Origin of the sequence: Ciceribacter sp. L1K23, from assembly GCF_018122705.1 — a bacterium.
GTDB lineage: Bacteria > Pseudomonadota > Alphaproteobacteria > Rhizobiales > Rhizobiaceae > Allorhizobium.
On record NZ_JAGRRC010000001.1, the window covers coordinates 3,645,054 to 3,661,124 of the forward strand.

General features: G+C 57.7%; 14 protein-coding genes and 1 other RNA gene. 6 read left to right on the forward strand and 9 right to left on the reverse strand.

The window, feature by feature from the left end; translation table 11 throughout:
- Positions 1–115: 115 nt before the first annotated feature.
- Positions 116–1,819 (forward strand): 30S ribosomal protein S1, encoded by a 1,704-nt coding sequence (rpsA, locus tag J5J10_RS17720; RefSeq protein ID WP_208548037.1) that lies wholly within the window; start codon positions 116–118, stop codon positions 1,817–1,819.
- Positions 1,820–1,890: 71 nt separating this feature from the next.
- Here rpsA and J5J10_RS17725 read toward each other — a convergent pair whose 3' ends face one another.
- A complete protein-coding gene (locus J5J10_RS17725) occupies positions 1,891–3,525 on the reverse strand; it encodes a hypothetical protein (RefSeq protein ID WP_211930874.1) in 1,635 nt (544 codons plus the stop codon).
- Between the two features lie 264 nt (positions 3,526–3,789).
- On the opposite strand from J5J10_RS17725, the gene J5J10_RS17730 reads away from it, so the two are divergent.
- Positions 3,790–5,172, forward strand: a complete 1,383-nt coding sequence (locus J5J10_RS17730; protein WP_249116770.1) for a nicotinate phosphoribosyltransferase — start codon at positions 3,790–3,792, stop codon at positions 5,170–5,172.
- Here J5J10_RS17730 and J5J10_RS17735 read toward each other — a convergent pair.
- The 3 genes from J5J10_RS17735 to J5J10_RS17745 form a co-directional block, all read right to left on the reverse strand.
- Positions 5,156–5,461, reverse strand: a complete 306-nt coding sequence (locus J5J10_RS17735) for a hypothetical protein (RefSeq protein WP_211930876.1) — start codon at positions 5,459–5,461, stop codon at positions 5,156–5,158. The two genes, J5J10_RS17730 and J5J10_RS17735, sit on opposite strands and share 17 nt — an antisense overlap.
- A 190-nt stretch (positions 5,462–5,651) precedes the next feature.
- Positions 5,652–6,278, reverse strand: a complete 627-nt coding sequence (locus J5J10_RS17740; protein ID WP_211930877.1) for a ribonuclease D — start codon at positions 6,276–6,278, stop codon at positions 5,652–5,654.
- 27 nt (positions 6,279–6,305) lie between these two features.
- A complete protein-coding gene (locus tag J5J10_RS17745) occupies positions 6,306–7,868 on the reverse strand; it encodes an alkaline phosphatase family protein (RefSeq protein WP_211930878.1) in 1,563 nt (520 codons plus the stop codon).
- 499 nt (positions 7,869–8,367) lie between these two features.
- Between J5J10_RS17745 and J5J10_RS17750 the strand changes: the two genes are divergently transcribed.
- Positions 8,368–9,801 (forward strand): phosphomannomutase, encoded by a 1,434-nt coding sequence (locus tag J5J10_RS17750; RefSeq protein WP_211930879.1) that lies wholly within the window; start codon positions 8,368–8,370, stop codon positions 9,799–9,801.
- Between the two features lie 40 nt (positions 9,802–9,841).
- On the opposite strand, the gene J5J10_RS17755 is transcribed toward J5J10_RS17750, so the two are convergent.
- The 3 genes from J5J10_RS17755 to ffs form a co-directional block, all read right to left on the reverse strand.
- Positions 9,842–10,165: a YbaB/EbfC family nucleoid-associated protein gene (locus J5J10_RS17755; RefSeq protein WP_208548044.1), complete on the reverse strand. Its 324-nt coding sequence runs from the start codon at positions 10,163–10,165 to the stop codon at positions 9,842–9,844.
- Between the two features lie 34 nt (positions 10,166–10,199).
- Positions 10,200–12,074, reverse strand: coding sequence for a DNA polymerase III subunit gamma/tau (locus tag J5J10_RS17760; protein WP_211930880.1), 1,875 nt, complete (start codon positions 12,072–12,074; stop codon positions 10,200–10,202).
- Between the two features lie 75 nt (positions 12,075–12,149).
- An RNA gene (gene ffs, locus J5J10_RS17765) (signal recognition particle sRNA small type) lies at positions 12,150–12,246 on the reverse strand.
- Between the two features lie 88 nt (positions 12,247–12,334).
- Between ffs and J5J10_RS17770 the strand changes: the two genes are divergently transcribed.
- Together J5J10_RS17770 and nudC are read left to right on the forward strand one after the other, a co-directional pair.
- A complete protein-coding gene (locus J5J10_RS17770; protein WP_211930881.1) occupies positions 12,335–12,745 on the forward strand; it encodes an HIT family protein in 411 nt (136 codons plus the stop codon).
- Entirely contained in the window at positions 12,742–13,695 is a 954-nt protein-coding gene (gene nudC / locus J5J10_RS17775; RefSeq protein ID WP_211930882.1) for an NAD(+) diphosphatase, read from the forward strand. The genes J5J10_RS17770 and nudC overlap by 4 nt, the downstream gene beginning before the upstream one ends.
- A gap of 20 nt (positions 13,696–13,715) precedes the next feature.
- Here nudC and J5J10_RS17780 read toward each other — a convergent pair whose 3' ends face one another.
- Positions 13,716–14,567 carry a prephenate dehydratase gene (locus tag J5J10_RS17780; protein WP_211931289.1) on the reverse strand — a complete coding sequence of 284 codons (852 nt, stop codon included), beginning with the start codon at positions 14,565–14,567 and terminating at the stop codon, positions 13,716–13,718.
- 19 nt (positions 14,568–14,586) lie between these two features.
- The gene (locus J5J10_RS17785; RefSeq protein WP_211931288.1) at positions 14,587–15,339 is read right to left on the reverse strand and encodes a 3-deoxy-manno-octulosonate cytidylyltransferase; all 753 of its coding nucleotides are present in this window, start codon (positions 15,337–15,339) and stop codon (positions 14,587–14,589) included.
- Positions 15,340–15,492: 153 nt separating this feature from the next.
- Here J5J10_RS17785 and J5J10_RS17790 point away from each other — a divergent pair, with 153 nt between their 5' ends.
- Entirely contained in the window at positions 15,493–16,056 is a 564-nt protein-coding gene (locus tag J5J10_RS17790; protein WP_208548049.1) for a cytochrome c family protein, read from the forward strand.
- Positions 16,057–16,071: the final 15 nt, after the last annotated feature.

Sequence of the window (16,071 nt, forward strand, 5' to 3'; positions counted from 1 at the left end):
TCGCATCGCCCCAGCGCCGGAAAGCCTTTGAGAAGGCGGGTGATAGATCTGGCCGTGTACAACGCGAACCCACCGGCGCACGCCGCATCCGAGACGGATGCCACTAGGAGTTTCCATGTCTGTTTCTACCCCGTCGCGGGAGGACTTCGCAGCCCTCCTCGAAGAATCCTTTGCCAAGACCGATCTTGCCGAAGGCTATGTTGCCAAGGGCATCATCACGGCCATCGAGAAGGACGTCGCTGTTGTCGACGTTGGCCTCAAGGTCGAAGGCCGTATCGCTCTGAAGGAATTCGGTGCCAAGGCCAAGGACGGCACGCTGAAGGTTGGCGACGAAGTTGAAGTTTATGTCGAGCGCATCGAAAATGCTCTCGGCGAGGCTGTTCTGTCGCGCGAAAAGGCGCGTCGCGAAGAAAGCTGGATCAAGCTTGAAGCCAAGTTCGAAGCCGGCGAGCGCGTTGAAGGCGTTATCTTCAACCAGGTCAAGGGCGGCTTCACGGTTGACCTCGACGGCGCCGTTGCCTTCCTTCCGCGTTCGCAGGTTGACATCCGTCCGATCCGCGACGTCACCCCGCTGATGCACAACCCGCAGCCCTTCGAAATCCTCAAGATGGACAAGCGTCGCGGCAACATCGTTGTTTCGCGTCGTACTGTTCTCGAAGAAAGCCGTGCTGAGCAGCGTTCTGAAATCGTTCAGAACCTCGAAGAAGGCCAGGTTGTTGACGGCGTCGTCAAGAACATCACCGATTACGGTGCGTTCGTTGACCTCGGCGGCATCGACGGCCTGCTGCACGTCACCGACATGGCATGGCGCCGCGTCAACCATCCTTCGGAAATCCTGTCCATCGGCCAGTCGGTCAAGGTTCAGATCATCCGTATCAATCAGGAAACCCACCGCATCTCGCTCGGCATGAAGCAGCTCGAGTCGGATCCGTGGGATGGCATCGCTGCCAAGTACCCGGTTGGCAAGAAGATCTCCGGTACCGTCACGAACATCACCGACTACGGTGCATTCGTCGAGCTGGAGCCGGGCATCGAAGGCCTCATCCACATCTCGGAAATGTCCTGGACGAAGAAGAACGTTCATCCCGGCAAGATCCTTTCGACCACGCAGGACGTCGATGTCGTCGTTCTCGAAGTCGATCCGTCGAAGCGCCGTATCTCGCTCGGTCTCAAGCAGACCCTCGAGAACCCGTGGCAGGCATTTGCCTTCAGCCACCCGGCCGGCACTGAAGTCGAAGGCGAAGTCAAGAACAAGACCGAGTTCGGCCTGTTCATCGGCCTCGAGGGCGACGTTGACGGCATGGTTCACCTCTCGGATCTCGACTGGAACCGTCCCGGCGAACAGGTCATCGAAGAGTATAACAAGGGTGATATGGTCAAGGCCGTCGTTCTTGACGTGGACGTCGAGAAGGAACGCATCTCGCTCGGCATCAAGCAGCTCGGCAAGGACTCGGTTGGCGATGCCGCCGCTTCCGGCGACCTGCGCAAGAACGCCGTCGTTTCGTGCGAAGTCATCGGCATCAACGATGGCGGCATCGAAGTGAAGCTGGTCAACCACGAGGACATCACGTCCTTCATCCGCCGCAACGATCTGGCCCGCGATCGTGACGATCAGCGTCCGGAGCGTTTCTCGGTCGGTCAGGTTGTCGATGCTCGCGTCACCAACTTCTCCAAGAAGGACCGCAAGGTCATGCTGTCGATCAAGGCTCTCGAGATCGCAGAAGAGAAGGAAGCCGTTGCTCAGTTCGGTTCGTCCGACTCGGGCGCTTCGCTCGGCGACATCCTGGGTGCAGCCCTTAAGAACCGCAACAACGACTGATTGCGCGTCACCTGAGTTAGAGAAAGGCCCGTCGATGTCATCGACGGGCCTTTTTCATGACCGTTAGCGGTTCATGCCCAGCCGGCCATTTTCCAATAGAGATCGTGCGCGCTATCCGGTTCACGCAGGTGCGTCGCTCGCGCCGCTTCGTCCGTCTTGCTGCCATCGGCATCTTCACTCAGTTCCTCGTCATCTCGAGATTCCGAAAAAGGTTCCTCGGGCTCATCGTTCCCTGAGGATGGCTGCTCGCCACCGCCGGAAGAATTCTCTTCGTCGTCATGGACAGATTTTGACAAACGACGAGGCTCCGGTTCTTCATCATCCAGATACGGGTAACCGACGACGGGATAGCCTATTGGCTCGTGCCCCGGACGTTGTGGAGCCGCAGTTTGCAGCATGGCGTCAGTGTTGTTTGCCGCCGCCGCACCTTTCTCCACCCGCTCGATCATTCCGGGCTCGCCGTTTTGTTTTTCAGCAGGCTGTCGGTCTGCGACCACATCGAAAAGACTATTCGTTGCTTTGGCCAACTTTTCGCTATGATTACCTTCCTTTCGTAAAGCCTCTGGCAACTCTGAGCCTTCAGTCTGAGTCGCTTGGCTTGTCGACATGAGCGAAGCGCGAAGGAATTTGGAGAACGGATCTTCCGCGTCGGCCGTTTCTCCCGTGACGGGTAGGAGTGATAAGGCAGGCACAGGTCCTGGCTCTCCGATCGTTTTTGCGTCGCCATGGATATGGGTATCTTCGCGTCTTGGCGCCAAGGTTCTCGCCGGTTTCTCCGTTGCCAGTGGTGGGCTTCGCCAATCCGCATCAGCGATTGTCGCCGCGTCGCGCGGCAGTACGGCCTTTTCCTTGGCATCACCGCTTTTAGTTGAGTTTACCAACGGGGCAGGGTGGTCGGACGGGGAGGGGTTGGATGCCCGTCCGTTGATTTCAATGGTGACCTGCGAGAACGAGCGGACGCTGCGGAAAGCTGACGGAGCGTAATCTGCCGCGTGGAAGCGCGAGCTGTCCGTTCCCTCTCCGCGTATCTCGATTGTGGGTCTTGCTGTGGCGAACGCGGCCGGAGTGTTGGAGCCGGGCAAACCCTCATGAATATCAGGACCGGCCGCTACGCCGAGAATCCGGAGTTGCGCGGGGTTACCGTTCGCTGCTGCGACAGTGATCAAACCGGGTGCTTTAGGTTGCAAACCGGTATCGTCGGCATCTATCCCGTAGCCCTGAAACGAGGATCTGGCGAAGCGGTGATCGACGTCGCCATCGGCTACCTCGAGGTGCAGTGTCATTATTGCGGCATCCGGTCCCGAGGGATCCGAAAACGCTGAGGTGATTGTCTTCAGAGCCAGACCATTGAACAGCTGCGACAATTGTTGTTCGACAATCTGGCGTTTCGATTCCGGCAGGGCGTTCAATGCCTCTGCGAGTCGTTTCATGAAGGCGATCTGCGTTTCACCTTCCTTCCGCGGAATTCCCAGCGAACGTCCTATGAGTTCAGCCATTATGGCAAAACTCTCCGCCGCTCGCTCTGGACCGGAGAGTAGCAGGATGCTCACCCGACCCGCGATAGCCGAGCGCAGATCAAGGCCGGTGGCTTCGGCCTCCGTTGTCCCGGTCAATGCGGTCTTTGCGGAAGAGGCAAGTTCGGGTTCCTCGGACCGACGACCCTGGTATGCAACGCCACTCTGACTAATCTGAATCGGAGGCAGCATGCGGCACTCCCTTCTGATTGACGGCTGTGCGAGCAGGTGCGTACGCGCGCCGCTCATGCGGCGGGGGCTATCCACTTCGGCCGTGCATGATGAGGCGAGGATGAGCCCGATTACTCCATTCCAGACTATCCATATTTAGTTAACGAATCGCTAACGAGCGGTGCTTTGGTGGTGCGCTTGCCGCGTGACGGCGTGTCGCTTACGCTAGCCGTAGCGACGATTCACAGGCGCATGGACGCCGATTGTGGGCAGCAGGCGGATGGCATGAAGAATTTGATCTTGAACACGGATAGCTACAAGCTCGGGCATTTTCTCCAGTATCCGCCAGAAGTCCGTCGCGTCAGCGGGTATGTAACCACGAGGGGCAAGTCCTTTTGGCCGGAAGTCGTCTTTTTCGGCCTTCAGATGTTCCTGAAGGAATACCTGTCCAAGCCCATCTCTCGGGATGATGTTGACGAGGCAGAAGATATTGCAGGCTTGCACGGCCAGCCGTTCGATCGGGTTGGCTGGCAACGTATCATCGACGCGCACGGTGGTTATCTGCCTCTATCAATCGAGGCGCTTCCCGAAGGTATGACCGTTCGACGCGACACCGTCCTGGCCCAGGTCGTAAACACCGATCCACAGCTTCCCTGGCTGACAGGACATATCGAAACGTCCCTCCTGAGAGCTATTTGGTACCCGTCTACGATCGCATCGCTATCAAGGCGATTGAAAGAGACGCTGAGGCCATTCTATGAAAAGAGCAGCGATAACCCTGAGGCGCTCCTCGACGTGAGCGTAGCGGACTATGGGGCGAGAGCCACCACGACCTCTGAACAGGCTGGAATCGGGGGTTTGGCCCACCTGATTCATTTCCGACGAACTGACACGCTCGCTGCCGTGGTCTGCGGCCGCAGATATTATGGTGCGCAGATGGTCGGCTTCTCCCTGCCGGCATCGGAGCATACCACAATGCTGGCTTGGGGACGCGAGAAAGAGGCTGCGGCATTTCGTAATATGGTAGAGCAGTTTTCTGGCTCAGGTGCCTACTCGGTCGTGTCAGACAGCTTTGATCTCGCAAACGCAGTTTCGGAGATATGGGGCAAAGAGCTGCACGATATGGTGGTGCAATCCGGCGCCACCCTGATCGTGCGGCCCGACAGCGGTGACCCCATCGACACGCCGGTGCAGGTTGTTGCGCAATTGGCTTACGCATTCGGCACGCACCTCAATACAAAGGGCTACAAGGTCATCAACCATCAGGTTCGCGTGTTACAGTCGGACGCTGTGTCCGTCCAGGATATGAGCATGGTGCTCGGGCGACTGGAGGGGATGGGATTTTCGGCGGAGAATATTTCCTTCGGCATGGGCTCATCTCTGCTCCAGAAAGCCAGTCGCGACAGTTTTTCCTTTACGATGAGGTGCTCAGCCTATCAGGACGATAAGGATACGTGGCACGATATGGCCCGTCGCCCGGTTGTGCTGCGTGACAGTGAGATCAAGGCGGGGCGTCGCGCGGTGGTTTCCGACGACGGGGACACGTTCGATATCCCGCTGAGCGAGCTCGGGCGTCGCGCGAATCTGCTTCAGCCGGTCTGGCAGAACGGCGAACTTTTGAGGGAGTGGACATTCGAAGACGTCATTGCGGCTACGGTGAGACGTTGATGAACATTCGATAAAGCCCCGCATCGTCGGAATTGACAGCCGATAGATGATCCTCGTCCTGTTCCGGCCACGGCTGTAAGAATTCGCGCATCGCATCGAGGAAGCTCGATCGGGACACAGCCTCTTCTTGCATGATCGTCCCAACGAGAACGGCTTCTTCGTCATCCAGCCGAGACATTGCCTGGTGATAGTGTTCAAGCGCTCGCTTCAAGGGATCGTCGACGACATTGTTGTAGGTGCCCCGATCCTCTTTGGGTGAGACGGTTTGCTCGTCGGTCGCCAGATCCATCACTATCGCCTCCTCGCTCGGCCTTTGGCTGCCCTAGAGGGCAGCCGATCCGATTGGCAAATGACGCTAGGGACGGTGCGTTAAAAAAGAGTATAGCAGCCGACTTGGGACCTTTTGCCGGGGTGACAAGCGGGAGGCATCCGTCGGCGCGAAACCTACCCGGCAGGTGACCGCGCAAAAATCGCCTGCCTCAGCTGTGCGCGAATATGTCGGTCTCGTCCCAACCAAGAAGATCGAGTTTGGAACGCGACGGTAAAAAGCGGAAACAGGCTTCGGCGAGTTCCATCCTGTCGTCACGGACCAGACGTTCAGCCAGGCGGTCGCGCAGTGCGTGAAGATGCAGTACGTCTGACGCAGCATATTCGAGTTGGGCCGGTGAGAGCGTGGGAGCGCCCCAGTCCGACGACTGCTGCGCCTTCGAGATGTCGACCTCCAGCAACTCCTTGAGGTTATCCTTCAACCCGTGGCGGTCGGTGTATGTCCGGCAAAGGCGCGACGCAATTTTGGTGCAGAACACCGGGTTGACCGTCACACCGAACGTGTGAAAGAGCACCGCGATATCGAACCGCCCATAGTGAAAAATCTTCTGCCTCTGCGGATCCACCAACAGCGCCACGAGGTTTTCCGCTTCTTGCTGCCTCGGAGCAATCCGAACGATGTCAGCCGTTCCGTCGCCGGGTGAAAGCTGCACGAGGCAAAGCCGGTCACGGCGCGGGATCAGCCCCAGAGTCTCGGTGTCTACAGCAATGGCTTCCCCATACCTGTCGCGGTCGGCGGATGAAATGTCACCTTCATGAAAGCGTATTGTCGTGGCCATCGGTACTCCGGATAAGCAACAATTGAGTTATAGTCCAACACCGTGCGGCGCTCCGTCAGCAGCCGCAAAAGGGTTGTCTCTGTCTGGCACGCGTGTAAAGGCTCCCCCGGAAGTCAGGACAGTGAATGCCAGTGTCTGGTCAAGATGCATTGCCCGCAAGGACAGTAGCTTTTCCGCATATCGTAGTCGTATCGAAAGGAAGTTCGGATCGTCAGCGAGGTTCACACGTTCGAAAGGGTCCTCTCGCATATCGAACAGGAGCGGATCGAGGCCTGCAAAATGCACGTACTTGAAGTCTTGGTCTCGTATCACCGACAGATTGCATAGATTAGATGGCAGCCCGAAGTGATTCTCCTGACACTGCCCTTCTATGTCGCGGAAGTCGAACTCCCAGAAAGCATGATCACGCCACGCCGTGTTCTCTTCCCCGCGCATGAAGGGCTGGAGAGAGCGACCGTCCATGTGATTGGCTGGCGCAATGCCCATCCTTTCGCATAATGTCGGCATGATGTCGGCAGCCGAGGTAAAGGCATCTATCCGACGGCCACCTTGCGTTTCATTTGGATCACGAATGATCAGAGGGATGTGGTAGCTGCCCTCGTGGAACCCGCCTTTGCCGAGGCTCCAATGGTCGCCCATCATCTCGCCGTGATCGGATGTGAAGACGACGACAGTGTCTTTCCAGACATCTGCCGCTTTCAATGCCGCTACGATGCGTCCAAACTGCGCGTCCACCTCACTGATCATCCCAAAATAGATCGACCTGATGACGCGAAAGTCATCGTCAGTGAGGTCGGCTACCCTGCCTTCGCCACCGGAAACGAAGCTTTCGAGCATTGGGCGGTCAAGGGCATAGGATATGAATGGATGAACAGAAGCTTCCTCTGGGCGACTCTCCGCCCTTGCGCTGGACAAGCCTGCCTCTGCCGGGGAGTACATTGTGTTGTAAGGCGCTGGAACGCAAAACGGCGGATGCGGCCGCAAGAATGAAAGGTGAGCAAACCACGGATTATCCTGTTCTTGCTGCCAGCGAAGAAAGGCGTCGACTAGGAAGGCGGTCTGCGTCTCGTCTTTACTGTAGCATGTGGGGGCTTTGCTTATTCGCTCGCCCTTGAGCGCGTGTATCGAGCGATCCCACACGTCCGAGTGCCCGCGCTCCCGAAGCCAGCTGAGCCATTGCTTCTCATCCTCCGTCAGAAGCTGGCGAACGCTGAAGCCCGGAAGGACGCCCTCGTATGAACGCAAATGCGGATCGTTAACATGCATGGACCGCGGATCCGGCGAAACGTCAGTATAGCCAAAAAGTGTTGGATCATACCCCGCCCGACGGGCGGCGAGCGCGACGGTGTCAAAACGGCGGTCCAGTGGTGTTCCGTTCACGCACACCCGATGGTTCATCTGGTAGAGGCCGGTGTAGATCGACGCACGTGCCGGAGAACAAGGGGCTGCGCCAGCGTAGTGGCGGCGGAAGAGCACACCTTCCGCGGCGAGGGCATCGAGGTTTGGTGTCTTCACCACGGAATGACCGACCGATGACAGGCAATCACCTCGCCATTGGTCTGCAGTCACAAGAAGGATATTGGGTTTCATGACGGTCAGTTTTTTGAGATTGTTGATCGATTAATAGCGTTTTATGGCGATTCAGCCTAGCGAGTTCGGCTACAACGTCTCGAGATCGAGTTGTCTCCACGCTTGGGGGGCGATTTGCCTCGAAAAAAGGCAAACTGCGGCGGAATTTGCGGCAGTTTTAAGCGAGATATGCGCTAAGTGCATTGCTGCATTGCGGCATCGGCGCTGTACAGCCAAAGCGTTTTGAAAGATATTCACAACATCGAAGCGACGCACTCCTCCTCCCAGCGTCGTGAGATAGGATCGGCAATACTCCTCCTCCTCCCAATTGCCGATCGAGTTTAAGAGCCTGACGCACCTCCTCCCGCGTCAGGCTCTTTTCATTTCCGGATACGGACTATCCGGAATCTTCACATAACAATCAAAGACTTGCTCTTTACTTTGCATCCCCGAATGGGGAACATGCAGCGATCTTGGTCGTTTCGCACTCAGTCGATTGAGTCAGTGAAAGGTGAGCAACGTGGCACCAAAATTCGGAACGAGCGGACTGCGCGGCTTGGCGGCCGAGTTGGAGGGCAAGGTTTCAGCACTCTATGCGACGGCATTTACGCGTTATTTGCTTGACCGCACGCTGTGCGCCTCGGGAGCGAAGATTGCAATTGGGCGAGATTTTCGCGATTCGAGTCCTGCAATCGCAGCCACTGTTATTTCAGCGGTCAAGCGCGCTGGGCTCGTTCCTCTCGATTGCGGGACCGTGCCGACGCCAGCGCTAGCGCTGTTTGCGATGAACAACGGAATTGGCGCGATAATGATTACCGGATCGCATATACCTGCGGATCGTAACGGGATAAAATTCTATCGCCCCGACGGCGAGATCGGCAAGGAAGATGAAGCAGCCATCTCGGCGTTGGCGTCTCAACTCGAAAACGACCCTGCGGTGGTAAGGGTCGATCTGGGCTTTGCGGAAGATTTTTCGAAGAGCGTGGAACAGCTCTTTCTTACGAGAAACATGTCGGTTCTGCCTCCTCAAGCTTTGGCGGGACAGAGGATAGGCGTTTATCAACACAGCACAGTCGCGCGCGATCTTTTCGTCGACATCCTGAGACACTATGGGGCCGAGGTCATCCCGCTGGGTCGTTCGGAAACTTTCATACCGGTAGATACCGAGGCGGTTTCCCCGGACACGTTCAAAAAACTTGCGACATGGTCCAGCGAGTATGGCCTGGATGCGATCATATCCGCAGACGGCGACGGCGACCGTCCACTGGTGGCCGATGAAAATGGATTGCCTCTTCGGGGAGATTTGCTGGGGCTCATAACGGCAAGATTTTTGTCTGCTGAAGTTGTGGTCACGCCTGTGACGTCGAACTCGGGGATCGAAGCAGCGGGTTCGTTCGGCGTGGTCAGAACCAAGGTTGGTTCGCCATTTGTCATCGCTGCGATGGAAGAGGCTGTAGCGGATGGACAGAAAGCTGTCTTGGGCTTTGAGGCCAATGGCGGATTGATGCTTGGTTCACCGTTCGATCTGGACGGGCGCAGCATTGCGCCGCTGCCCACCCGCGATTGCTTCGTGCCGGTGCTTGCGGTTCTGGCACTTGCCGCAAGGCGTAAAACGACTCTTTCCGGAATAGTCGGTGAGTTCAACTTGCCGATAGCCGTTGCCGACCGGCTTGAGAATTACCCGAACGAGAAAAGCGCTGCGCTAATGGCATTTCTGCGCGCCTCATCCACAAATCTGGGCGATTTTCTTCGGCCTATCGGACAGGTGTCCTCAACGACCGACATCGATGGGCTTCGCATAACGTTGATGACCGGCGATGTCATCCATTTCAGGCCGTCCGGCAATGCACCGGAAATGAGGTGCTATGTCGAGGCAGCAAACAAAGAGAAAGCTGACACGCTTCTCGCAAAGGGCCTGGAGGCCGCTTCAAACTGGCAGCCTTCCACAGCATAGGGTAGCACGCCGTCTTGTCATCGACGTGCTTGCTGTATGCTCAGAACGGTAGCTTCATCCCAGGCGGGATCGGCAATCCCGCAGTCATTTCCTTCGTTTTTTCGGCCATTACCGTTTCGGCTTTATCCTTCGCGTCCTTGTGGGCGGCAACGATGAGATCCTCAAGGATTTCTACATCATCCTCCTTGAAGAGCGACGGATCGATTTTGAGGCCGCGAAGGTCACCTTTGCCGGTCATGATAACGGTCACAAGCCCGCCACCTGATTTGCCTTCGACTTCGAGAGCGGCGATCTCGGCCTGCATCTTCTCCATCTTTGCCTGCATTTCCTTCACTTTTCCCATCATGCCCATGAGATCCCGCATGGCAGTGCTCCTTGTTGTGTTTTAGGATTTGACCCTAGAAATCGATGTCGCCGCCCGGGAGGATATCTCCCTCCGCCGACTCAGCTGTCGCGGGTGGCGCCGCCACCACGTCGTCCGTCTCAGCCTCTGCCGCATGAATTCGTACGTCGGTGATCCTTGCGCCGGGGAAGCGGGAAAGGATCGCTGCGACATCGGGATCGGCGCGCGCATCGGTTTTACGCTGCTCCTTGGCCCGTTCCTCGGCTTCCACCAGCGTCGGCATGCCTGGCTCGTTCGAAAGCGTCACCCACCAGGTAATACCGGTCCACTCCCTGAGCTTGGACGTCAGGTCGGCAGCTATGGATTTGGGAGCGTCGGGCTCAAGATTGATTTCAAGTCTTCCGGGTTCCACCTTTACCAGTCGCACCGATTGACGGATACGGGCACGCAACACCGGTTCTCTGTTTTTCTGGCAGAGATCGGCTATGTCTTCCAGCGAAGTGATTGGTACGAACGGTGCGGGGGGCTCGATTGTCGCTTGCTCGGGCCGCTGCAGTTCTTCGGGACGACCTCCCGCCGTGGCGGGGACGGCTTGCAGGCGCGTGACGGGCGCGGCGGCAGTCTGCTGCACCGTAGGACCGGACATACCAACGGCCCTAGTTTCCATGACGGCCGGTCCAGAGCCGTTCCCTCCACCCTGGCCGGGGCGAGGCGCTGTCACCGCATTGTCGGTGGAAGAAAGATCAAGAAGTCGGCGTGCCGCGTCCTCCGGCGAGGGAAGGCTGGTGGCATGAGCCAGCCGGATAAGAACCATTTCCGCCGCACCGGCGGGACGGGCGGAGTTTTCCGCTTCCGGAATGCCCTTGAGGAGCATCTGCCACATACGGGATAGCGTAGTGACCGCCACGCTTGACGAAAACTCGGTGCCCTTGGTGCGCTCGATTTCACTCAATGACGGATCCTGAGCCGTTGAAGGCACATATTTCAGGAGTGTGACGAGATGGGTAAAGTCCGCGAGATCGGTCAACACCACGGTCGGGTTTGCCCCGGCTTCGTATTGCCCCTGAAACTCGGCCAAGGCTCCGGCAACGTCTCCCGAAACGAGGTGCCCGAACAGATCAACGATGCGCGCACGGTCGGCAAGCCCGAGCATGTCGCGAACGGCATCGGCCTTGACGACGCCGCCGCCGTGAGCGATCGCCTGGTCCAGCAGCGAAAGACCGTCACGCGCTGACCCCTCAGCGGCACGGGCGATCATCGCAAGTGCTTCCTCGTCGGCGGAAATGCCTTCCTTTGCCGCGATCGTGGAGAAAAGCCCAACGAGATCCGACGCGCTGATGCGGCGCAGGTCGAACCGCTGGCATCTGGATAGCACGGTGATCGGAACTTTCCTGATCTCCGTGGTGGCGAAAATGAACTTCACATGCTCCGGCGGCTCTTCGAGCGTTTTAAGCAAGCCGTTGAAGGCCTGCGTTGAAAGCATGTGGACTTCGTCGATGATGTAAACCTTGAAACGCGCGGAGACGGGCCGGTAGCGAACCTGTTCTATGATTTCCCGTATGTCGTCGATGCCGGTGTGGGATGCGGCGTCCATCTCGATGACATCGACATGACGGCCCTCCATGATGGCTTGGCAGTGCTCGCCCGGGACGCGCAAGTCGATGGTCGGCTTGTCGATTTCGGGTGTCTTGTAGTTGAGGGCGCGCGCCAGGATGCGGGCTGTCGTTGTCTTTCCGACCCCTCGCACGCCTGTCAGCATATAGGCCTGCGCAATACGGCCGCTCTCGAACGCGTTTGTCAGCGTTCGCACCATCGGTTCCTGCCCAACCATCAGGTCCGAGAAATCCTTGGGACGGTATTTTCTCGCTAGGACGCGGTAACCTGTCGTCTGAACACTGGCGCTCGATGATGTCGGTTCGACGTCGCTCATGGCCGGTGCCGGTTCCTCATTCGCCCGCTAGGGCAGCGCGTACCGGTGCTTTTGCGCTTCCGGTAATAAGGGAAGGTGGGAGGCTGGCACGGCGACCCGTGCCGGGCTCGTTGGGGCTGCTTCCTTCCGGACCTGACCCGGTTGGCGAGTGGCGCGTCCACCACCAACCTCCCGACGCCACATATCGGCAATAACGAACGCAAATGCAAGCCAATGAACCAAAAAACTGATAAGGGGTGTAAAACATCGGAGGTAGCACCTTGAAGCCATTTGAACTCGATGAAAGACTGGAGCATGACAGCAGGCTCTTGATAACGCTTGAACTTTGCCAGGTTCGACTTATGAATGATCGGCGCTGGCCATGGATCGTTCTTGTACCGCAACGGCCCGGTGTGATCGAGATCTTCGAGTTAACCCCACTTGACCAGGCGGTTCTCACATTCGAGCAGATGACGGTCGCCAGCGCATTGAAAACAGCGACGTCGGCTTTGAAGATCAATATCGCCGCGCTCGGAAACATCGTGCGTCAGCTCCATGTCCACGTCATCGCTCGTCAAGAGGGAGATCCCAACTGGCCGGGCCCTGTATGGGGGTTCGGCAAAGCAGAGCCCTACGCCGCGGATGCAGAGCAAAAGTTTCATAAGCGCTTTCTGGATGTTCTCCACTCATGATCAAATCTCTGTTCGCGACCGATGCTCCCCATCCCGAGCCTAGTGATCTCACCGCTTTTGCCCGAAATGGCCTCCAGCGCCAGTCGGAGCACCGCGAAGACGATTGTCTGGAGAAAGCCTTAAAGGTCGATGGCGCACATATACTGGCGCTGTCAGGTTCTCATCTGGTCCTGAAGCACGAGAACCAGGTGCTGGACCCGCTGTTCTCACCTTATGAATTGGCGGATCTCTCTCCTGATTTTAGCAACGCTGTTCTCTTGGGCTTCCAGCCAACCGGCGAGCCGCGTCTCGCAGTGCCGGTCGGTCAGCCTGCCGAACATCTGGCGCACCAATATAAGACTGCCGATGCACGAACTCTTTATCGTGACGACCTTCTGGGGGATGATCTTCTGGGCGAGGCGGCCCAGGCACTGAGCCTCGTTCATTGGAACCGGGACAATCAATTCTGCGGGCGCTGTGGCGGAAAGATGAGGAGCGCGATCGGTGGTTACAAGCGGGTTTGTGTCGCTTGCGAGAACGCCATATTCCCTCGCACCGACCCTGTCGTCATCATGCTGGCCGTCAGCGAGAAGCAGGACCGCTGCCTGCTGGGACGAAATCACCGCTTTCCTGAGGGAATGTATTCCTGTCTGGCGGGCTTCATGGAGCCCGGCGAAACCATCGAGAATGCGGTGCGTCGGGAAACTCTCGAGGAATCAGGTATCGAAATCGGCCGCGTGCGATATCACGCATCGCAGCCATGGCCGATGCCGCACCAGTTGATGATCGGCTGTTTCGCGGAGGCCTTGACGGAATCGGTGGTTCTCGACCCGGCCGAGCTTGCTGACTGCCGCTGGTTTGACCGGGACGAGGTTGCAGCGATGTTGTCCGCCCGATCTGAAACCAGGACCGCGCCTCTCAAGGGAGCGATCGCCAACCGCCTGATGGCCGACTGGCTGGATTGGCAGTGACCGCGCAGACTTCCGCGCGGTCAAAGGCGACCGCGCATCGGATGTCCTTTGTAGACGCCGAGTATGCGCACCTTTTCTGAGAAGAACCTCAATTCCTCTAGGGCTCGCTCTACCGGTGCATCGTGCGGATGACCTTCAATGTCGGCGTAAAATTGCGTGGCGACAAACTTTCCACCGATCTGATAGCTTTCAAGCTTCGTCATGTTGATGCCATTTGTGGCAAAGCCGCCAAGGGCCTTGTACAACGCCGCAGGAATGTTTCGGACGTTGAAGACGAATGTCGTGACGAACAGGTCTTCGGTGTCGAAGCGCCGGGCAAGCGCCTCATCTCGAGACAGCACCACAAAACGGGTCACGTTGTTTTCGGTGTCTTCGACATTCTCCGCGATGATGTCTAGACCGTAGAGGTCGGCTGCAAGGCGAGGCGCGAGGGCGGCCATCGACCGATCTCCCACCTCCGCAACGAGTTTTGCAGCGCCGGCGGTATCGCCGGCCACGACAGGCTTCCACCCGTTGGAGCGGATGATCTGGCGGCACTGGCCAAGCGCATGGATATGACTGTGCACCGTCTTGATCTCATCCCGTGTACCACCAGGAACGACCATAAGTTGGAATCGGATCGGCATGAAATACTCGCCGATGATATGGAGGCGGGACTCGGGCAGAAGGTAATGAATGTCGGCGACGCGGCCGGCGATCGTGTTCTCGATCGGGATCATCGCGAGATCGGCATCGCCGTTTTCAACGGCCACAAATGCATCTTCGAAAGTCGGACATGGCAGAGGCTCCATCTCCGGGAACATGTCACGGCAGGCCATGTCGGAGTTTGCGCCAAAATCTCCCTGGAAGGAGATCCGGTTCGTCTGGTTCATCGCTGACATTGTCTGCTTCCTACGCTCTGGCGGCAAGTATCTGCCGCGCCTTGTCCAAGTCAGCCGGTGTGTCCACGCCAAGCGGGACGGAGCTGATGATTTCGACATCGATCCGCATGCCCGCTTCCAGCGCGCGCAGTTGCTCAAGGGATTCTCGTTTCTCCAGCGTCGAGGGAGAAAGGGAGACAAACGTCTCAAGTGCTTTCCGTCTGTAGGCGTAGAGCCCGATGTGGTGGTAAAGCGGTCCGTTGCCATGGGGTGCGGTTGCGCGTGTGAAATAAAGCGCCCGCAAACGCTCGTCCGCTATGGGAGATCCGACAACCTTCACAACATTCGGATTCGTCTTTTCTTCCTCATGAGTGATTTCCACCGTAAGTGTCGCAATGTCGGTCGAAGGATTGTCGAGCGGACGCAGCGACGCTCTTATCGAGTCAGGTTCGATGGTCGGAAGGTCACCTTGGACATTGATTATGATATCAGCATGTTTGTCTGGGTCGATAAGGCACAAGGCCTCGTAAATCCGGTCGGAGCCTGACTGATGGTCGACGCGCGTCATCACCACGTCGAAGCCCGCCTTCTTTACCACATCGAAAACTGCTTGATCGTCCACGGCGACGACAATCCGCCCGACATTGGCCTCCTGCGCCCGCTTGGCCACCTGAACGATCATCGGCAGTCCGCAGATATCGGCAAGAGGTTTGCCGGGCAGGCGTGTGGAGGCCATCCTGGCGGGTATGAGGACGAGGGTCTTTGCAAAATCATGAGAGTTCATCACAGGGCCTTCTAATGCCGGAGAAAAAGTGGCAAAAAGTCTCAGTCTCGGGACCATAATCGTGTTGCAACTGTCAAGCAAAAGACATAGGTTCCGCGCGATTTCAAGATCGTCCGGTTCGTCATCCGCCGGCTGCAAGGGGAGCGTTTGCAGATGAATTCATACGTGAATATGGGCGCGGGAGCATTGCTCGGCACGGTCTTCGTGCTGATGTCTGTGTCGATCGCGTCGGAAGGCATCTTCCACTCCGAAGCTCCGGAGACGGAAGGCTATGCCATCGTCGCCGAGGCTCCGGCTGACGCCGGCGCTGGTGAGGCCGAAGCCGTGGTCGAAACCCCGATCGCCACGCTTCTGGCAAGCGCCGACGCGGCTGCTGGTGAGGCGGTGTTCAAGAAGTGCGCGAGCTGTCACAACGCCGACAAGGGCGGTGCTAACAAGGTTGGCCCGAACCTTTTCGGCGTGGTGGGACACCCTGTCGCTAGCCACGAGGGCTTCAGTTATTCGGCCGCATTGAAGGACTTTTCTCAAGGGGGCTCCGTTACCTGGACCTTTGAAAACCTGAACCATTTCCTAACGGCACCGAAGAAATTCGTTCCCGGCACGGCGATGGGCTTTGCAGGTTTGAAGAAGGACGACGAACGGGCAAATTTGATTGCTTACCTTCGCACGCTCTCTGACAATCCGCTGCCCCTCCCGGATCCGGCAGCTACAAACTGATTCGTTTCGGATGAA